The organism is Pseudomonas sp. TH43 (assembly GCF_016650635.1).
Classification (GTDB): domain Bacteria; phylum Pseudomonadota; class Gammaproteobacteria; order Pseudomonadales; family Pseudomonadaceae; genus Aquipseudomonas.
In genome coordinates this window covers 234,396-253,100 of sequence record NZ_JAEKFI010000005.1, presented here as the reverse complement: position 1 = coordinate 253,100, position 18,705 = coordinate 234,396, and the positions used below count along the sequence as shown (strand labels likewise).

The following is an 18,705-nucleotide window of genomic DNA, read 5'->3' as shown; positions in this document are numbered from 1 at the left end:
CATATGATCATTAGCTTGAGCATCCATCGCGATCCGCTTTGAGGTGTTCATGTCCAGCAGCTTTCACGCGTCGACGGTCGACTGGCTCGGCAGCTGGATAGCCGCCGGCCAGGTCAAACCGGGGCAGACCATCAAGGTCGAGGCCGATCTGGGCGAGCAGCTCGGGGTCAGCCGTACCGTCATCCGCGAAGCAATCAAAACCCTTGTCGCCAAAGGCATGCTCGAAGTCGGGCCGAAAGTCGGCACCCGCGTGTTGCCGGTGCGGCGCTGGAATCTATTCGATCCGCAAGTGGTCGGCTGGCTGTCGCGCAATGGCTTGCCGGAAAACTTCGTCGATGACCTGCTCGACCTGCGCCGCACCATCGAACCGATGGCCGTGCGCTGGGCTTGCGAGCGGGCGACGCTGGCACAGATTGATGCGGTGCAACTGGCCTACAACGCCCTTGAGCGCGCGGTCGACAGCGGCGTTGATTACAACCGCGCCGATCAGGCCTTTCACGAATGCATTCTGGCCGCGAGCCACAATCAGTTCATCGAACAAATGGTTCCGGCCCTTGGCGCGCTGCTGGCGGTGTCGTTTGAAGTGTCTGCTGCCGACCCCGATGAACTGCGCCGCACATTACCGATCCACAAAGACATGGCCGACGCCATCGCCGCCCGCGATTCTGCGCGCGGCGTGTGGGCCTGCATGACCCTGATCGACAACGCCGACCTGGCGATCAAACGCTTTTATCCAAAAGTCATGGCCGACAAAAAAGCCGGCTGAACAGACACACCCTTGTAGGAGCAGGGCTTGCCCGCGAAGGCGTAGTGTCAGTCCGCGCAAAGGTCGAATGTAATAGCCCTTTCGCGGGCAAGCCTTGCTCCTACAGGATCAAGTACAAAAACAACAAAGAAGGAGTTGATATGCCGTGGACCGCCCTGACCCAACACCGCGCCCAACTCGGTGAAGGCCCGTTCTGGGATGCGCCGACCCAGGCGTTGTACTGGGTCGATATCGCTGGCAAACAGGCCCTGCGCCTGATCGGCCAGAACGTACAGATCTGGCAGATGCCTGAACACATTTCGGCATTCATCCCCTGCAACAGCGGCGATGCGCTGGTGATCCTGAGCAGCGGCGTCTACCGCCTCGATCTCGATTCTCCTGGCCTCGAACCGCGCCTGAGCCTGTTTTGCGTCGCCGACCCGCAACCCGGCAATCGCCCCAACGAAGCGCGCTGCGATGCCCAGGGTCGCTTGTGGCTCGGCACCATGCAGAACAACATCGGCGAGCAAGGCGAGGATCTGCCGGTGATCCGCCGTTCCGGAGGCCTGTTCCGCATCGATCCCGATAAACGCGTGACACCGTTGCTGCGCGGTCTGGGGATTCCCAACACGCTGCTGTGGAGCGATGACGGCACCACCCTGCTGTTCGGCGACAGCCTCGACAGCACGCTGTACCGCCATTTCATCCACACCGACGGTAACCTCGACATCGCCCACGTCTGGTACGGCCCCGATCAACAGGGCGGCCCGGATGGTTCGGCGATGGACGCCGAAGGCTATGTGTGGAATGCCCGTTGGGACGGCAGTTGCCTGTTGCGCTTGACGCCCGATGGCAACGTTGACCGCAAGATTGATCTGCCCGTCAGCCGTCCGACCAGTTGCGTGTTCGGCGGCGACGATTTGAAAACCCTGTACATCACCAGTGCCCAGAGTCCGGTCAACCATCCACTGGATGGCGCGGTGCTGTCGATGCGCGTCGACGTACCCGGAAAACTCTGCACGCGCTTTGCTGGTTGATCCCAGAATATGGGATGCAAAATTATATATTGAGATTATTTGGCGGTCGGGTTTATAGTCGGCTGCAGCAGTAACACGCACTCACACTTAAAAAGAACAAAACAGGTGAAGTGATGCAGCGAATCTCTATCGCACTCCCACGTGGAGTCCGCGTCTCGCAACGGCCCGCAGCCGTCGGCCGCGCCTGCCTGTTTCATTCAATACGCCTTCCAGACCGGACATCGCCAGATGCCCGGTTGTTTTGGGGCTGCGAAACAGGAGTTCTGATCCATGGCTGAACCTCTTTGCCTGCCGCCGGTGCCCGCGCCGCCGAAGGGCGAGCGTCTGAAAAACAAGGTCGTGTTGCTGACCGGCGCCGCTCAGGGCATCGGTGAAGCGATCGTTGCGGCATTTGCCTCGCAGCAAGCGAAACTGCTGATCAGCGATATCCAGGCCGAGAAGGTCGAGCAGGTTGCCGCGCACTGGCGTGAACAGGGCTTTGATGTACAGGCGATCAAGGCGGATGTCTCGCGCCAGCATGATCTGCACGTCATGGCCAAACGCGCCGTTGAACTGCACGGGCGCATCGATGTGCTGGTCAACTGCGCCGGGGTCAACGTGTTCCGTGATCCGCTGGAAATGACCGACGAAGATTGGCATCGCTGCTTCGCCATCGACCTCGATGGCGCCTGGTTCGGTTGCAAAGCGGTGTTGCCGCAGATGATCGAGCAGGGCGTCGGCAGCATCATCAACATTGCCTCGACCCATTCCAGCCACATCATTCCCGGCTGCTTCCCGTACCCGGTGGCCAAACACGGTTTGCTCGGCCTGACCCGCGCGCTCGGTATCGAATATGCGGCGAAAGGCATTCGCGTCAACGCCATCGCCCCGGGCTACATTGAAACCCAGCTGAACGTCGATTACTGGAACGGTTTCGCCGACCCGCACGCCGAACGTCAACGCGCCTTCGATCTGCACCCGCCGAAACGCATCGGTCAGCCGCTGGAAGTGGCGATGACGGCAGTGTTGCTGGCCAGTGATGAAGCGCCGTTCATCAATGCTTCATGCATCACCATCGATGGTGGTCGCTCGGTGATGTACCACGACTGAGCACTGCGGCTTTCATGCGGATAAATCCGCTTGAAATCCAATCATCATACGATATGACTATTTTCAACAGGCTTTGCAGGACCTTGATTTAACGCTTTTCAAAATTTGCTCAAAAAAATAACAAGGAGTCAGCTTATGAAACGTCGTTTCGGGATTCGTACCCTGTGCAGTACCGCCCTGGCGGTCACCGCGTTCAGCCTGAGCAGTTCGCTGTTCGCTGCCGACACCGTGAAAATCGGTTTTCTGGTCAAGCAGGCTGAAGAGCCGTGGTTCCAGACCGAGTGGGCCTTCGCCGAGAAGGCCGCCAAGGACAAGGGTTTTGAACTGATCAAAATCGCTGTGCCCGATGGCGAGAAAACCCTCTCGGCCATCGACAGCCTCGCTGCCAACGGCGCCAAGGGCTTCGTGATCTGCCCGCCGGACGTCTCGCTCGGCCCGGCAATCATGGCCAAAGCCAAACTCAATGACCTGAAAGTAATTGCCGTCGACGACCGTTTCGTCGACGCCAATGGCAAATTCATGGAAGACGTGCCGTACCTCGGCATGGCTGCGTTCGAAGTCGGTCAGAAGCAGGGCGCCGCCATGGCCGCCGAAGCGAAGAAGCGTAACTGGGACTGGAAAGACACCTACGCGGTGGTCAACACCTACAACGAACTCGACACCGGCAAGAAACGCACCGACGGCTCGGTGAAGTCACTCGAAGACGCCGGTATGCCGAAAGACCACATCCTCTTTGCCGCGCTGAAAACCCTCGACGTGCCCGGCAGCATGGACGCCACCAACTCGGCGCTGGTGAAACTGCCGAGTGCGGCGAAGAACCTGATCATCGGCGGCATGAACGACAACACCGTGCTCGGCGGCGTGCGCGCCACGGAAGCCGCCGGGTTTGCCGCGGCCAACGTGATCGGCATTGGCATCAATGGCACTGACGCCATCGGCGAACTGAAAAAGCCTAACAGCGGCTTTTTCGGCTCGATGCTGCCAAGCCCGCACATCGAGGGCTACAAGACTGCTGAAATGATGTTCGAGTGGGTCACCACCGGCAAAGAACCGCCGAAGTACACCGCCATGGACGACGTCACCCTGATCACTCGCGAGAACTTCAAGCAAGAGCTGGAAAAAATCGGCTTGTGGAACTGACGCAGCAGCGGCCCGGTCAGCCGGGCCGTTTGATCGGTGTGATAGAGGTGGCTTTATGCACGCGCAAGTACAGACACAACAACACAGCTCCGGCGGCAGCCTGCGCTTCAACGGGATCGGCAAAACCTTTCCCGGCGTGAAAGCGCTGGACGGCATCAGCTTCGTCGCCCATCCCGGCCAGGTTCACGCCTTGATGGGCGAGAACGGGGCTGGCAAATCGACTTTGCTGAAAATCCTCGGCGGCGCCTACATTCCGAGCAGTGGCGAGTTGCAGATCGGCGAGCAGACGATGGCGTTCAAGTCGACGGCTGACAGCATCGGCAGCGGCGTCGCGGTGATTCACCAGGAACTGCATCTGGTGCCGGAAATGACCGTCGCCGAGAACCTGTTTCTCGGTCATCTGCCGGCCAGTTTCGGTTTGATCAATCGCAGCACATTGCGCCAGCAAGCGTTGAATTGCCTCAAAGGCCTGGCCGACGAAATCGATCCGCAGACCAAGGTCGGGCGCTTGTCGCTCGGCCAGCGGCAACTGGTGGAAATCGCCAAAGCGCTGTCGCGTGGCGCCCACGTCATCGCCTTCGACGAACCGACCAGCAGCCTCTCGGCCCGTGAAATCGACCGCTTGATGGCGATCATCGGCCGCTTGCGCGATGAGGGCAAAGTCGTGCTTTACGTGTCCCATCGCATGGAAGAAGTGTTCCGCATCTGCGACGCCGTGACCGTGTTCAAGGACGGTCGCTACGTGCGCACCTTCGACGACATGAGCCAGCTGACCCACGATCAACTGGTGACCTGCATGGTCGGTCGTGACATTCAGGACATCTACGATTACCGCCATCGTCCACGCGGCGCGGTGGCGTTGAAGGTCGATGGCCTGCTCGGTCCGGGTCTGCGCGAACCGATCAGTTTCGAAGCGCACAAAGGCGAGATTCTTGGCTTGTTCGGGTTGGTCGGGGCAGGGCGCACCGAGCTGTTTCGCCTGCTCAGTGGTCTGGAGCGCAACACTGCCGGACGCCTTGAGCTGCGCGGCCATGAACTGAAATTACGTTCACCGCGCGACGCGATTGCCGCCGGCATTCTGCTGTGCCCGGAGGATCGCAAGAAGGAAGGCATCATCCCGCTGGCCAGCGTTGCCGAGAACATCAACATCAGTGCGCGTGGCGCCAACTCCGGCCTCGGCTGCCTGATTCGCGGGCTGTGGGAAAAGGGCAACGCCGACAAGCAAATCAAGGCGCTGAAAGTCAAAACCCCGCATGCCGGCCAGCAGATCAAATTCCTCTCCGGCGGCAATCAGCAGAAGGCCATTCTCGGCCGCTGGTTGTCGATGCCGATGAAAGTCTTGCTGCTCGACGAACCGACTCGCGGCATCGACATCGGCGCCAAAGCGGAGATCTACCAGATCATCCATAACCTAGCCGCCGAGGGTATTTCGGTGATCGTGGTGTCCAGCGATCTGATGGAAGTGATGGGCATTTCCGACCGCATTCTGGTGCTCTGCGAAGGCGCCCTGCGCGGCGAAATCAGCCGTGACCAGGCCAATGAATCCAACCTGCTGCAACTGGCTTTGCCGCGCCACCGCGCTGACGGCGTGGCGAACTGAGAGGTGACTATGATGACAACCCAGAAAGAAACCCTGCCGACCGAGCGCAAACCGTTGGACATGCGCCGCTTCCTCGATGATTGGGTCATGTTGCTGGCGGCGATCGGCATCTTTATCGCCTGCACGCTGTTGATCGATAACTTCCTTTCGCCGCTGAACATGCGCGGCTTGGGCCTGGCGATCTCCACCACCGGGATCGCGGCGTGCACAATGTTGTATTGCCTGGCGTCGGGGCATTTCGACCTGTCGGTGGGTTCGGTGATTGCCTGCGCCGGTGTGGTGGCGGCGGTGGTCATGCGTGACACCAACAGCGTCTTCCTCGGTGTTTGCGCGGCGCTGGTGATGGGCCTGATAGTCGGGTTGATCAACGGCATCGTGATTGCCAAATTACGGGTCAATGCGTTGATCACCACGTTGGCGACCATGCAGATCGTCCGTGGCCTGGCCTATATTTTTGCCAACGGCAAAGCGGTGGGCGTGTCGCAGGAATCGTTCTTCGTGTTTGGTAACGGCCAGTTGTTCGGCGTGCCGGTGCCGATCCTGATCACGATTGTTTGCTTCCTGTTCTTCGGCTGGCTGCTGAATTACACCACCTACGGGCGCAACACCATGGCGATTGGCGGCAACCAGGAAGCGGCTTTGCTGGCGGGTGTGAACGTTGATCGGACCAAGATCATTATCTTCGCCGTGCACGGTGTGATTGGTGCGCTGGCGGGGGTGATCCTGGCGTCGCGGATGACGTCGGGGCAGCCGATGATCGGCCAGGGTTTCGAGCTGACGGTGATCTCGGCTTGCGTGTTGGGCGGGGTGTCGTTGAGCGGCGGGATCGGCATGATTCGACATGTGATTGCCGGGGTGTTGATTTTGGCGATCATCGAGAATGCGATGAACTTGAAGAATATTGATACCTTCTACCAGTACGTGATTCGCGGGTCGATTCTGCTGCTGGCCGTGGTCATCGACCGCCTCAAACAACGCTAAGATCAAGAGCCCCTCACCCCAACCCTTTCCCAGAGGGAGAGGGGGAAAGGGAGCAGATCTCCTGGCTTTTCAAAACCTGAGTTCGACTCGATATTTCAGGTCGATGTAAGTAGAACAAACACCTCGATCAGTCCCCTCTCCCTCCGGGAGAGGGCTAGGGTGAGGGTGCTTTGACCTTCAACCTTCCGTCACTTCCCCTAAATTTCCCTTGCTCGCCCGAACCCGTTTCGGTTATCACTTTGTACATGATTAGACAGGTACGATTTGACAAGAAACAACGGGTGGTCGACGAACTCGTCCGGCGCATCGAAAGCGGCCTCATGGAGGACGGCTTTCTGTTGCCCGGCGAGCATCAGTTGGCTCAAGAATTCAAGGTCAGCCGTGGCACGCTGCGCGAAGCGCTGGCCGAACTGAAGCGGCGCAAGTACATCGCCACGCAAAGCGGGGTCGGCTCCATCGTCACGTTCGACGGTGTCGCACTCGATCAGCGCAGCGGCTGGGCGCAGGCGCTGGCCGACAGCGGCGCGCTGATCAACACCGAAGTGCTGCGTCTGGAAGCCGTGACCCGGCCGGATCTGATGTCGCGGTTTGGCACCGACCAATTCATCACCCTCGACCGCCGTCGCCGTTCCACCGAAGGCACGCTGGTGTCCCTTGAACGCTCTTTGATGCCGGCCACCGGCGGCCTGGAAAGCTTGCCGCGCGTCGGTCTGATCGACAATTCCCTGACCATTACGCTGGCTGCCTACGGCTATGTCGGCGAGCGCGGCGATCAGTGGATCGGCGCGGAGCCATTGAACGCCGAAGACGCCGAACTGCTGGGCCGCGCGGAAGGCACGGTGTTCCTCAAAGCCCTGCGTACCACCTACGACCGGCAGAACCGTTTCATGGAACTGGTCGAAAGCCTGCTCGACCCGGTGCATTTCCGTCTGCACCTGCAATTTGGAGAATCGAAATGACTGCGCTCAACCGTGCCCTCGGTGCGTTTTATGGCCTGGCCCTCGGTGATGCGCTGGGCATGCCGACACAATCGCTGAACCGCGAAACGATCAAAACCCGCTTCGGCCAGATCACTGACCTGCAGGACGCCGGCCCGCTGCAACCTATCGCCGCGAACATGCCCAAAGGCTCGATCACCGATGACACCGAACAGGCGATTCTGGTCGGCGAATTGCTGGTCGAAGGCAAGGGCCACATCGAACCTGCCATCCTTGCGCAACGGCTGATCGAGTGGGAAGCGGCGATGCAGGCCAAGGGCTCGCAGGACTTGCTCGGGCCATCGACCAAACGCGCTATCGAGATGATCCTCGCCGGCCATTCGCCAGAGGAGGCCGGGCGCTACGGCACCACCAACGGCGCGGCAATGCGCATCACCCCGGTGGGCATCGCGGCCGATGTGGCCGATCCCAAGCGCTTTATTGCCGCGGTAGTGCAGGCCTGTCAGGTGACCCATAACACCACGCTGGGTATTTCCAGCGCAGCAGCGGTGGCGGCAGTGGTCTCCGCCGGGATCAACGGCATGGATCTCGGTGAGGCGTTGAACCTCGCCCAGCAAATTGCTCAGCAGGCGGAAGCACACGGTCACTGGGTGGCCGGTGGACGCATTGCCTCGCGCATCAGTTGGGCACGCACTATCAGCGTCGACAGCGACAAAGCCTTACTCGCCGATTTGCTCTACGACGTGATCGGTACGTCGGTGGCGTCGCAGGAATCGGTGGTGGTCTCGTTTGCGCTGGCGCAGCAAGTCGCCGTCGGTGAGATGAGCGCGTTCGATGCGCTGTGCATGGCGGCGAGTCTGGGGGGCGACACTGACACCATCGCCGCGATTCTCGGGGCAATGCTCGGGGCCTGCCTGGGTCTTGAGAGTTGGCCGGTGCCGATGATTGAAACGGTGAAAGCGGTCAATCATCTGGAGCTTGAGCCATTGGTGCACGGGCTGTTGGCCTTGCGCTGATTCGACTGATGCCTTCGCGAGCAGGCTCGCTCCCACAGTTACAGCGTGATCCCTGTGGGAGCGAGCCTGCTCGCGAAGGACTCGCTACGGTTCTGAATCATTCATCTGCAATGGATCGCACAGACAGGCCCAGGACGGCCGGGATGTCTCGTTTTTTGCGTCATTGCCACAACCACAAAAAAGGCAAACAGGAGCACCTTCATGAGTTCATCAAACGCCGGGCAAAGCGCCGGGCAACTGGAAACCCGCGGCATCGAACCGGTGCCGGAAGCCGAGTGCAACGGTCATCCGCTGCAACTGTTCTGGGTCTGGTTCGCCGCCAACATTTCTATCCTCGGCCTACCGCTGGGTGCCACGCTCGTCGCCTTTCGCGGACTGGCGATCTGGCAGGCGATCATCGTCGCGATCATCGGCGCCGCCGGTTCGTTTGCCGTGGTCGGGATCATCTCGATTGCCGGTCGTCGTGGCCGCGCACCAAGCCTGACCTTGTCGCGAGCGATCTTCGGCGTGCGCGGCAATATCGGCCCGACGCTGGTCTCGCTGATGTCGCGTCTCGGTTGGGAAACCGTCAACACCACGACCGCTGCATTCGTGCTGCTGTCGCTGTGCTCGATCCTGTTCGGCTCGCCGGTCGAAGCGAAAAGTGCGCCGGTACTGACACTGATCTTCATCGCGATTTTTGTCTTGCTGACCCTATCGGTGTCCGGCCTCGGCCACGCCACTTTGCTGGTGATCCAGAAGTGGGCGACCTACGTGTTCGGTGCCCTGAACCTGCTGGTCGGCGGCTTCCTCTGCGCCACCATCGACTGGAGCGCGGTGTTCAACGCAACGCCTGCGCCGATGAGCGCGATGATCATCGGCATCGGCACCATGGCCGCCGGCACCGGGATCGGTTGGGCCAATGCGGGCGCCGACATGTCGCGCTATCAGCATCGCAGCGTCAAAGCCGTGCGTCTGGTCGCGTCCGCTGCATTCGGCGCGGGCATTCCGCTGGTGCTGCTGATCACCCTCGGCGGCCTACTCTCGGTAGGCAACAATGACCTCGCTTCGGCGACTGACCCGATCGTGGCGATCCGCGACATGCTGCCGACGTGGATGGCCGTGCCGTACCTGATCACCGCATTCGGTGGCCTGCTGCTGTCGAACAACCTGTCGGTGTACTCCGCCGGTTTGACCACGCTGACCCTCGGCCTGAAGGTCAAACGCGTTTACGCGGTGGTGGTCGATATCGTTGCGATCTTCGCCGGTTCGATCTACTTCATGCTGATCGCGGACAGCTTCTACGGCCCGTTCATCACCTTCATTTCCCTGCTGGCGGTGCCGATCACCGCGTGGGTCGGAATTTTCATCGTCGACCTGATTCACCGTCACTACTACAGCCCGAAAGACCTGCTCGACGTCAGCCCGAGTAGCGCTTACTGGTATCACGGTGGCATCGAGTGGCGCGCGTTCGGCGCGTGGGCCGTTGCCATCGTCCTCGGGTTCAGTTTCACCACCATTGGCACCACGGCGGAAAACATCTGGTTCAAGGGCTTCCTGTCCGACTCGTGGCTGGGCCACAACGGCCTCGGCTGGATCGTGACCTTCGTGGTCGCCGGTGGCATTTACTTCGTACTCGGCGGGGCGAAAGATCGCCGCGCCGCGCAAACCGAGAATGCTCATGCCTAAGATGTTGCACACCGGCCAGGTCATCATCGACCTGGTCATGGCAGTGGATAAGCTGCCGCAAATTGGCGGTGACGTCCTCGCGCAATCGGCTGGTTTTGAAGCGGGCGGCGGTTTCAACGTGATGGCGGCGGCGGTGCGTAATGGCCTGCCGGTGGTTTATCTCGGTCGCCACGGCACCGGACGTTTCGGTGATCTGGCGCGACAGGCGATGACGGCTGAAGGCATTCAGATCGGTATCAGCGAACCGGCGCAGCGTGACACTGGTTTGTGTGTGGCGCTGACTGACGCTTCGGCGGAGCGCAGTTTCATCTCCTACATTGGCGCTGAAGGTGAGGTGACGATCGATGACCTGAACAGCGTGGCGGCCGAGGCGGGCGATTACGTTTACCTCAGCGGTTACAGCCTGCTCCACGAGGGCAAGGCGCAGGCGTTGCTCGACTGGACGCTGACGTTGCCGAAGACAATCCATGTGGTGTTCGATCCGGGGCCGTTGGTGGAATCACCGGATTCGCCGTTGATGCAGGCGCTGTTGCCGCGTATCGATGTGTGGACCAGCAACAGTGTTGAAGCATTGCGGTTTACTGGCGCTGAAGAGATTGCTGTGGCGCTGGATCGTCTGTCTAAGCATCTGCCTGAAGACGTGCTGATGGTCGTGCGTGATGGCCCGCAAGGCTGCTGGATTCATCGAGGTGATGAGCGTCGGCATGTGTCGGGGTTTGCGGTGAAAGCGCTGGATAGCAATGGTGCTGGTGATGCGCATGCCGGGGTATTTGTTGCCGGGCTGGCGCAAGGTTTGAGCGCCTACGAAGCAGCGCGGCGGGCGAATGCGGCAGCGGCTATCGCGGTGACCCGCTGGGGGCCGGCGACTTCGCCGGGGACGGCTGAAGTGGATGCGTTTATCTGTAAGTCCGGCGGCGATTGATCTACCGCCTTCGCGAGCAAGCTCTGCTCCTACAAGGAACGCGATGACTTGTGGGAGCAAAGCTTGCTCGCGAAGGGGCTAACAGCCCCGCAACAAAACTCAGCCGGCCTCGCGCAACGCTTTGATCAACTCTTGTTTACGCATCGAAGACCGCCCGGGAATCTTTTTCGCCCGGGCTTCCTTCATCAAACTGTCCACCGTTTGCGTATCGCGTGAAGCCTTGCTGTCTCGCGAATGCCCCTCACGACTGGCCACTGCGCGCCGCGATGACTCCTCGCGATCTTGGGACTTGGCGCTCGCCGGTTTCTTGCGTCCGGAACCACCGGCCTTTTCGCCGCCGCCCGATTGTTTGTTCACCGTCGCCCAGGCCCGCGCCTCGGCTTCATCCTTCGACAAACCGTTTTTCTCGTAGCTGTCTTCGATGTGTTCTGCCTTGCGCTTCTGTTCGGCGGTGTATTTGTCTTTGCTTCCACGAGGCATGGGATTTCTCCTTGCATCAGCAGATGATTTTCAATGCAGGAGCCGCAGGCTGCGATCTGTTGATCTTCAAAATCAACAGATCGCAACCTACGGCAGCCCCTACATGATTAACGATCACACAATCACGTTGCTCAGCTATCGAGCTTGCGTGCAGCCTCGACACCGGCGGCGCTGAGCTTAATCGGCAGGTTCAGCGAATGCTCGCCGGCCTCGTTACAGGTCACATGGCCGTGGTGAATCAGTCCGCGATCCTGCAGGGCGGCGAGTGCGCTGGCCACGACTTTCTCGCCCCGGTAATTGTCCAGCACCTCCTTGCCCAGTCCACTTGGATGAGCGTGCAGCAGGCGGGTCAGGACTTCTTTTTCCAGGTTTTTATCGACGTTCATGGTTACCTCTTCATGGGTGTGAATAGGACGCTCGCGTCGGCGAACTACTGGCCGGAGCCTTCGGAGCCCGAGCCACCGGTGGTGGTTTTCGAGCCAATGCCGGGGCCGGCGTTATCTGGCGCTGCAGGGGAGTCAGGGGTGTTCATGCCGCCCTGGCGACCGGGATCGCTGCCCTGGGTGCGCGGGTCGGTGCCGGTGGCGGGAGGTTGGTTGATCAATGGTACGCCTGAGCCATCGGTGTTCATGCCGGGGGCACTGTTGATGGCGGGGGCGCGGGGTGCCGGGGTCGGATCGGTAGGGCCGGTCCCTGCTGCGGTGGCGGATGCGGCGAAAACCGCGGGGCAGAGCAGGGCGCTGAATACGAAAGCGGTCAACCTTGACGAGATCATAGGGCTTCTCCAGTGATTGGAATCCTTACCTGTCGTTGGTCTGCCCTATGATCGGATTGGTGCCTGAGGAACGACGAACGGTCTAGATCGCCGTCGCCGTTTTGGCGTTGAATCGACGCCAGAGTAGACGACTCACAGTGATCAGCCAGTTCACAAGCGCGACTGCCAATACCGTGAGCAGCAACGTCGCCATGCCCTGTTCAACGATGATTTTCCCGGCCAGCAACGGAAAGCCGAACACGCCGATGAAGTAAGAAAGACTGAACAGCAACAGCGCCTGCGAGGTGGTGCCAGACGGTGCTTCATTAGCCGCCAGTCCGTTGATCACCGAGTAAGTCAGGCCATAACCGACCCCGAGCATGATCGCCGCCAACAGATAACTGAATCCGCTGTGCACACCAAACGCGAACATCACAATCGAACCCAGCATCAACCCCGACAGCAGGCACGACGCCCGCAGCGGATCACGCTTGACCACATAGCCCGCGATCAACATCCGACTGCTGATCGCCGCACTCATGAAGCCCAGAAAGAACAACGAGTAGTCCAGCGATCGCGCAGCGGCGTAACTGGTCTGGAAACTCGACAGGCCGCCAAATACACAACCACCGAGGCCGACCATGATGATCGCAAACACCGCGCGCGAGCCGAGCACTTGGGTGGTCGCCTGCCAGCTGATTCTCGCGGCGGACGTGGCTTGCGTGCTTTGCAATCGCGCGCCGAGACGCCAGAACAGCAGCACACCGATCAGGCTCGCCAACGCCGCCAGATAAAACGCCGAAGTCACCGGCCAGCCCAGCGCACTGGCCGCACGCCCGAGCAACGGGCCGCTGCCGATCCCGGTCATCATGCTGCCGGAGAGTAGGGCAAAGTACTTCGCCCGCTGCGCCGGGGTCACCAGACTGGCGACGATGATCGGCCCGAGGGTGTAAAAGACACCCCAACCCAATCCCAGCAACAAACCGAAAAACAACAGCAGATGACCAAACCCCGGCGTCATCGCAAAACCCAGACTCGCGGCAACCAACAGCAGGCCGAACAAGGCAATCGAACGCGCCGCGCCGAGCAGATCCGACAGATGCCCGGACACCAGCACCGCGACAAACGTGCTGACCATCGCCGCCGAAATCACACTGCCCGCATCGTGTTCATTACCGCCGCGCGAACCGATCAACAGCGACAGCAAAAACGTCGAGCCATACGACAGCGACAACAGATAACTGGCGAGGCAAAACAGGCCGAACAACTTGCCTGACACTGCGGGTGTTGCGTGAGACATGACGCGGTTCCTTGACCGGAAAAGTGAGCGTCATCTGTTTAACACGCAGTGCCTGCGGATTACGTCTGAGGTTGGCGAACTCAGCATCGTTGCAGGCCGGAGTATTGGGCTCAGGCGATGCCGATCTCTTCCTTGAACTGTTCCATGAAACCCTTCAGGCGCTGATGGCGAATCTGCGCCAGACGCTGGCCGGCGGCGGTCTGGAAACCGTCGGCGAGGTGCAGCAGTTTGGTCTGGAAATGATCGAGGCAAAAATGTTTGTCGTCGTAGTCGCGATGTTTCGCTTCGGGATCCTGCGGGTCATACAGCGCTGAGCCCATACGCCCGGCGACGTAGAAGGTGCGTGCGACGCCGAGCATGCCTAGCGAGTCGAGACGATCGGCGTCCTGGACGATTTTCGCTTCGAGAGTGAGCGGGGTGATGTTGGCGGAGAAACTGTGCGCTTCGATGGCGTGCGCCACCGCGGCGATTTTTTCTTCCGGCCAGTTCATTTCTGCCAATACCGCCGAAGCTTTTGCCGCCGCCAGACGCGAGGCTTGTGAGCGCAGCGGCGAGTTTTTTTCCACGGCCACGCCATCGTGGAGCAGCACGGCGGCGACTAGAACTTCCAGGTCGCCACCTTCTTCGGCCTGAAGCGTAAGAACGTTGTGCCAGACACGCTGTAAGTGCGCGAGGTCATGCGCACCGTCGTCTGACGGCTCCAGAGCGTGGGGCAGCAAACTGGCGGCGAGTGTGGAAAGTGGCGCAAAAACAGTGTCTTTCATAAGCATCCTTGCAGGCGTACCTGAATTTGAAACACATGATACTTCTGTGGCGAGGGGATTCATCCCCGTTGGGGCGCGAAGCGGCCTTGAAAAATGGGACTGCTGCGCAGTCCAACGGGGATAAATCCCCTCGCCACTGGGTTCTCATCAGGTTTGGAGTGTGACGAGCGCCGTCCACGGCCTTAGTATGGCGTTTTCCTTTTCCGACAAGGCCCGTCCATGACGATCGAAATCCGCCCGGCGACCCCCAGCGATGCCCCGCAAATCCTCGCCTTCATCACCGAACTGGCCGATTTCGAAAAAGCCCGCCACGAAGTCATCGCCAGCGTCGCTGACATCGAACGCAGCCTGTTCAGCGAAGGCGCCACCGCCCACGGCCTGATCTGCCTGCGCGACGGCTTGCCGATCGGCTTTGCGGTGTTCTTCTTCAGCTATTCAACCTGGCTGGGCAGCAACTGCCTGTACCTCGAAGACCTCTACATCACCCCCGAACAACGTGGCGGCGGCGCCGGCAAAACCCTGCTGCGCCACCTGGCGAAAATCGCCTGCGCCAACGATTGCGGGCGCTTCGAATGGAGCGTGCTCGACTGGAACACCCCGGCCATCGATTTCTACAAATCCCTCGGTGCACAGCCGCAGGAGGAGTGGGTGAGGTATCGCATGGATGGCAAGGTTCTGCGTGAGTTTGCCGAGGGCTGAAAACAATGATGGCAATCCAATGCTAATTCGATTGTCGCCAACCCTTTAGTCCGGCATTCTACGCGCCATTTTTGCGCGCTCACGGATGACACCTGCAATGCCTCTGGCAAACTTTCTCCACGCCCGTGGAGTCTTCGCTGCGTCAATGAGTGACCGGCGATGAGCGGACTACGGGCGTCGATCCGCCTCTACGGTCTGGTCAAAAACCTCGGCTCCAGCGACAACCCGACCCGTCAGCCAGTGGATATTCTCTGCACCGTCAATCGCTTGGGCGGCAAGGCCATCCGTGCGTTTGTCTCGCGTCTCGATGCCGAGTTGATGGCGCGCAGTGCGGGCTACGATGACTACCGCGTGATACCGCTGCGTACGTTCGATCCCAACGGATTCATCGATGCGCATCAAGGTTGGCTGACCCTGCACGTGTGCTGCGGATTTATCGCACCCGCCGGGCAATCGATTTTTCACCAGGGCGTGCTGTCGCCGATGGGCTGGTATGTCTACTCGGAAACTGGCCGCTGGACAGCCGAGCGCTATCTGGATTTCGGCCCGCAAATGGCCGAACTGCTGCAAACCACCTACGACCAACATCGACTGACCGGTTACAACACCTGGCTCAACCAACTCGACGACACCACAACTGCCGAATTGAACTGGCATGCCGACGAAGCCTGGCAACAACTGCAAACCCTCACACCCCCGAACAGCCGCGAGCATTGTCACGCGCTGTTTGATTCTGTCGACAACCGCTGGCGCTTTGCCGCGACCGACGTCGATCTCCACCAGCCGCACCCGGAACCCCTAAAGCAAGGAGCTTTGAATTGAGTGGTAAACCCGCTGCACGCGTCACCGACCCGACCGACTGCCCATTGCCAGGCCACGGCAACAACCCGATTGTTTCCGGCTCGCCCGACGTCTTCTTCGACGGCCTCGCCGCCGCGCGCATGACCGATAAATCGGCGTGTGGCAGTCCGATTACCGGAGCTGTTTCCGGCACGGTATTCATCAACGGCCTGAACGCCGCGATGCTCGACAGCACCGGCGGGCACGGCAATGTCGTGGTCGGTGGTTCAGGGACGGTGATTATTGGCCAGAGTGGCGGCGGGGCGGCGTTTAGCGGATTGCTGCCGATGCCGGTGCATTTCAATGATCGGATGCAGGTGATCAATGAAGCCACGGGAGAACCTATCCCCGATCATCCTTATGCGATCCAGCGAGGTGATGGGCGTATTGAACATGGCATCACCGATGAGCAAGGCTTTACCCATATGGTCAGCTCTCATTTGCCAGAATCCATAAAACTATTTGTAGAGTGACTGACATGGAAGTTGCAAATCCTGACCTTAAAAATTGCACGAAACTGGCGGCGAGTCATGACTTGACCTGCAAGACTGACCAAACCCCAAAGACAGCTGCGGTGAGTGTCAAAAAGGTAGTAGTGTTTTTCATTGGTGGTGCTGGTGATAAAGAACAGTACTATGTGAGTCAACCACCTCACGGTAATGTGACCACTGCACAAGTTCAGTTGCCAAAAAAATTGAGCGATGTGCAAATGGCGAAAGTGGATTCGGTGTATCTGAGCTATAAAGATGTACGTGGAAAGAAAGATATAGATAAGTATGTGGTGCGTCACTTGGCGGGTGATAAGTCAATTCATATAAGTATTGTTGGTCATAGTCTTGGTGGGTGGAATGGCGCCCATCTGTCAACCATACTCAAGGAGCAAGGTTACACAGTTAAGTCCTTGGTCACACTTGATCCTGTTGGTGGAGGGTTAGGGGTTTGGCTAATTTCAGATATATACGCTACTACCCCAAAGCCTTGTACGGAGTTCTGGATAAATATATTGGCCGCTCCGGCGAAGCCTAATCAGTCCGATGATATAGCCGACGACGGGGAGCGATGGAAAATGAGTGCTGGTCCAGATGTCAATGTGTCGGTAAATGCCAATCACGAATCTGCGGGCGCCATGTTCAGAGCAAAGGTCCTTGGAGAGAAGTCGGCATGTGATCTTATCGCTGAAAGAATTATCAATTACCTGGAGTCGTGAAATGAGAATGCTGCTTGTGATCCTTGTTTTGACTTCGTGTATTTCGTGCGCAAAGAGAGCGCCTTTGCCGGAATCCGATCTTGAGTTTATTTCCGTTGGTAGAAGTGAGGAAAGTGCCCTTTTGGATGTTCGCTTTAGTTCGAATACTGATCTCTTGCGTTTCTTTGAGGAAAAAGCTGGTCAAAATCAGGTGGGTGACACTTTGATCTGTTCATTGGATAAAAATGGACACTTCGATACCAAGCAGGATCTGGTCCGATATCTTGAAGGAGAAGTGGCTGAGGTGGAGAGTGAGACTTCAGGGGTAAAGCATTTTTACTCGGCTGAGGTTTTCGCAGTGTATACCCCGGATGGCGGAACTCTGAGTAAGTTTATTAGCAAGGAGCAGTTATTGAGTGTGTTGGGCGTGCGTGAAGATTTGGCTTGTAAATTCAGGACTGCCGCCTATTCCTACGGTCCTTATTATTCAAATCCTATGAAGGTTCCCGCTTCTGCTTTTACTCATGCCATTGAACAGAAACGTGAGCAATGAAGATAAGGTATTCGAGGTTGTTTTTGATTGCCGGGTTTGTGTTGTGTTCGTCCTGCCTGCATCTCGACGTTCCACCTGCCAGGCTTGAGTTTGTCTCGATCAATCATGCATTTTCTTCCTTGTACGATCTGCGTTTCACCTCTGACCGAAACCTCATCGATTTGTACGAAGTGCATGGACAGAGAGGCCAGATTGGAACCTCGATTCATTGCTCGCTGAATGGTGACCTGAATTTTTCCGTCGAACATCAGATCGCTCTCGAAGCTTCGGGGACGGTCAGTGAAATGCGTTTGATCGAAGGCGACCGCCGGTATGAGATGTTTGCAAGGATCAACCTGAAGAATCACGCCCTCAACGACGGCAGGGAGTGGGTCAGGCCCGTTGAGTTGGTGCAGATCCTCAAACCGAAGGAATACATTCCATGCACGGTGGTGATCACCGCGTTTCCGTATGTCGCCTATTATTCGAGAGTCATGTACATCCCCACGTCGCGATTCATTGCCCAGTTGGAAAACCCTCGTGTGGCACCGTCGCGTGTCTCGCTTAAACCCTCTGACCAGCCGCGTTCATTGCTGCCACTTGCGTCGGTGTGCATCGTGCGCTGGCGCTATGAACTGGCGCTGGGATATGACCAGATCGACAGTCTCGGGCTCTGCAGTGATGTGCCCTACGCCGGCATGCTGGCCTCGTTCGCACCGAGCAAGACGAAGTTGCGGATTATTTCAGGTTCAGAGGAAACCCCGGCACCCTTTGCGGCGTACACCATCATTCGCGGTGACGGACGTCTGGAACCCGGAATAACTGACGAGAAAGGCCGTACGCATGAGGTCGGATCCACTGAGCACGAAACATTGAGGGTGATCATCAACAAGAGTCTTGACGTCGTTGAACGTTGGACTCCATGGACTAACTCCGTCCCATAATATGGGATGTAAAATTACATATTGAGATTTTCAGCTTGAGAGGTCTATAGTCCGTCGCACTCACTGCCAA

Annotated in this window: 21 protein-coding genes; 16 read left to right on the top strand and 5 right to left on the bottom strand. The window is 58.8% G+C overall.

Going from position 1 to position 18,705, the window contains the following annotated elements:
- Positions 1–49: 49 nt before the first annotated feature.
- The 10 genes from JFT81_RS28685 to JFT81_RS28640 all read left to right on the top strand — a co-directional run bounded on the left by JFT81_RS28685 (position 50) and on the right by JFT81_RS28640 (position 11,136).
- Complete coding sequence (locus JFT81_RS28685; protein WP_201231004.1) at positions 50–766, top strand: FadR/GntR family transcriptional regulator; 717 nt, start codon at positions 50–52, stop codon at positions 764–766.
- Between the two features lie 140 nt (positions 767–906).
- Complete coding sequence (locus JFT81_RS28680) at positions 907–1,782, top strand: SMP-30/gluconolactonase/LRE family protein (RefSeq protein WP_201231003.1); 876 nt, start codon at positions 907–909, stop codon at positions 1,780–1,782.
- A gap of 270 nt (positions 1,783–2,052) precedes the next feature.
- Complete coding sequence (locus tag JFT81_RS28675; protein ID WP_201231002.1) at positions 2,053–2,871, top strand: SDR family oxidoreductase; 819 nt, start codon at positions 2,053–2,055, stop codon at positions 2,869–2,871.
- A gap of 135 nt (positions 2,872–3,006) precedes the next feature.
- The gene (locus JFT81_RS28670) at positions 3,007–4,011 is read left to right on the top strand and encodes a substrate-binding domain-containing protein (protein ID WP_201231001.1); all 1,005 of its coding nucleotides are present in this window, start codon (positions 3,007–3,009) and stop codon (positions 4,009–4,011) included.
- A 55-nt stretch (positions 4,012–4,066) separates the two neighbouring features.
- A complete protein-coding gene (araG, locus tag JFT81_RS28665; RefSeq protein WP_201231000.1) occupies positions 4,067–5,611 on the top strand; it encodes an L-arabinose ABC transporter ATP-binding protein AraG in 1,545 nt (514 codons plus the stop codon).
- A gap of 12 nt (positions 5,612–5,623) precedes the next feature.
- Positions 5,624–6,592, top strand: a complete 969-nt coding sequence (gene araH / locus JFT81_RS28660; RefSeq protein WP_129395010.1) for an L-arabinose ABC transporter permease AraH — start codon at positions 5,624–5,626, stop codon at positions 6,590–6,592.
- A 245-nt stretch (positions 6,593–6,837) separates the two neighbouring features.
- A complete protein-coding gene (locus tag JFT81_RS28655) occupies positions 6,838–7,551 on the top strand; it encodes a GntR family transcriptional regulator (protein WP_201230999.1) in 714 nt (237 codons plus the stop codon).
- On the top strand, positions 7,548–8,546 hold the full coding sequence (locus tag JFT81_RS28650) for an ADP-ribosylglycohydrolase family protein (RefSeq protein ID WP_201230998.1): 999 nt from the start codon (positions 7,548–7,550) through the stop codon (positions 8,544–8,546). The genes JFT81_RS28655 and JFT81_RS28650 overlap by 4 nt, the downstream gene beginning before the upstream one ends.
- Before the next feature lie 201 nt (positions 8,547–8,747).
- Positions 8,748–10,214 (top strand): cytosine permease, encoded by a 1,467-nt coding sequence (locus tag JFT81_RS28645; protein ID WP_201230997.1) that lies wholly within the window; start codon positions 8,748–8,750, stop codon positions 10,212–10,214.
- Entirely contained in the window at positions 10,207–11,136 is a 930-nt protein-coding gene (locus tag JFT81_RS28640; protein ID WP_201230996.1) for a PfkB family carbohydrate kinase, read from the top strand. The genes JFT81_RS28645 and JFT81_RS28640 overlap by 8 nt, the downstream gene beginning before the upstream one ends.
- 99 nt (positions 11,137–11,235) lie before the next feature.
- On the opposite strand, the gene JFT81_RS28635 is transcribed toward JFT81_RS28640, so the two are convergent.
- From JFT81_RS28635 to JFT81_RS28615, 5 genes are all read right to left on the bottom strand, one after another.
- Positions 11,236–11,616 (bottom strand): Rho termination factor N-terminal domain-containing protein, encoded by a 381-nt coding sequence (locus JFT81_RS28635; RefSeq protein ID WP_201230995.1) that lies wholly within the window; start codon positions 11,614–11,616, stop codon positions 11,236–11,238.
- 131 nt (positions 11,617–11,747) lie between these two features.
- A complete protein-coding gene (locus JFT81_RS28630) occupies positions 11,748–12,002 on the bottom strand; it encodes a hypothetical protein (RefSeq protein ID WP_092279308.1) in 255 nt (84 codons plus the stop codon).
- 44 nt (positions 12,003–12,046) lie between these two features.
- Entirely contained in the window at positions 12,047–12,391 is a 345-nt protein-coding gene (locus tag JFT81_RS28625) for a hypothetical protein (RefSeq protein WP_201230994.1), read from the bottom strand.
- A gap of 82 nt (positions 12,392–12,473) precedes the next feature.
- A complete protein-coding gene (locus JFT81_RS28620; protein WP_201230993.1) occupies positions 12,474–13,670 on the bottom strand; it encodes an MFS transporter in 1,197 nt (398 codons plus the stop codon).
- Between the two features lie 110 nt (positions 13,671–13,780).
- Positions 13,781–14,434: an HD domain-containing protein gene (locus JFT81_RS28615; protein WP_201230992.1), complete on the bottom strand. Its 654-nt coding sequence runs from the start codon at positions 14,432–14,434 to the stop codon at positions 13,781–13,783.
- Between the two features lie 219 nt (positions 14,435–14,653).
- Here JFT81_RS28615 and JFT81_RS28610 point away from each other — a divergent pair, with 219 nt between their 5' ends.
- The 6 genes from JFT81_RS28610 to JFT81_RS28585 all read left to right on the top strand — a co-directional run bounded on the left by JFT81_RS28610 (position 14,654) and on the right by JFT81_RS28585 (position 18,635).
- Positions 14,654–15,133 carry a GNAT family N-acetyltransferase gene (locus JFT81_RS28610; protein ID WP_008085506.1) on the top strand — a complete coding sequence of 160 codons (480 nt, stop codon included), beginning with the start codon at positions 14,654–14,656 and terminating at the stop codon, positions 15,131–15,133.
- A 159-nt stretch (positions 15,134–15,292) separates the two neighbouring features.
- Positions 15,293–15,955 (top strand): hypothetical protein, encoded by a 663-nt coding sequence (locus tag JFT81_RS28605; protein WP_201230991.1) that lies wholly within the window; start codon positions 15,293–15,295, stop codon positions 15,953–15,955.
- Entirely contained in the window at positions 15,952–16,446 is a 495-nt protein-coding gene (locus tag JFT81_RS28600; protein ID WP_242485673.1) for a PAAR domain-containing protein, read from the top strand. Before JFT81_RS28605 ends, JFT81_RS28600 begins: the two co-directional genes overlap by 4 nt.
- 5 nt (positions 16,447–16,451) lie before the next feature.
- Positions 16,452–17,180: an alpha/beta hydrolase gene (locus tag JFT81_RS28595; protein ID WP_201230990.1), complete on the top strand. Its 729-nt coding sequence runs from the start codon at positions 16,452–16,454 to the stop codon at positions 17,178–17,180.
- A 1-nt stretch (position 17,181) separates the two neighbouring features.
- The gene (locus JFT81_RS28590) at positions 17,182–17,712 is read left to right on the top strand and encodes a hypothetical protein (RefSeq protein WP_201230989.1); all 531 of its coding nucleotides are present in this window, start codon (positions 17,182–17,184) and stop codon (positions 17,710–17,712) included.
- Entirely contained in the window at positions 17,709–18,635 is a 927-nt protein-coding gene (locus JFT81_RS28585; RefSeq protein WP_201230988.1) for a hypothetical protein, read from the top strand. Before JFT81_RS28590 ends, JFT81_RS28585 begins: the two co-directional genes overlap by 4 nt.
- Positions 18,636–18,705 lie beyond the last annotated feature (70 nt).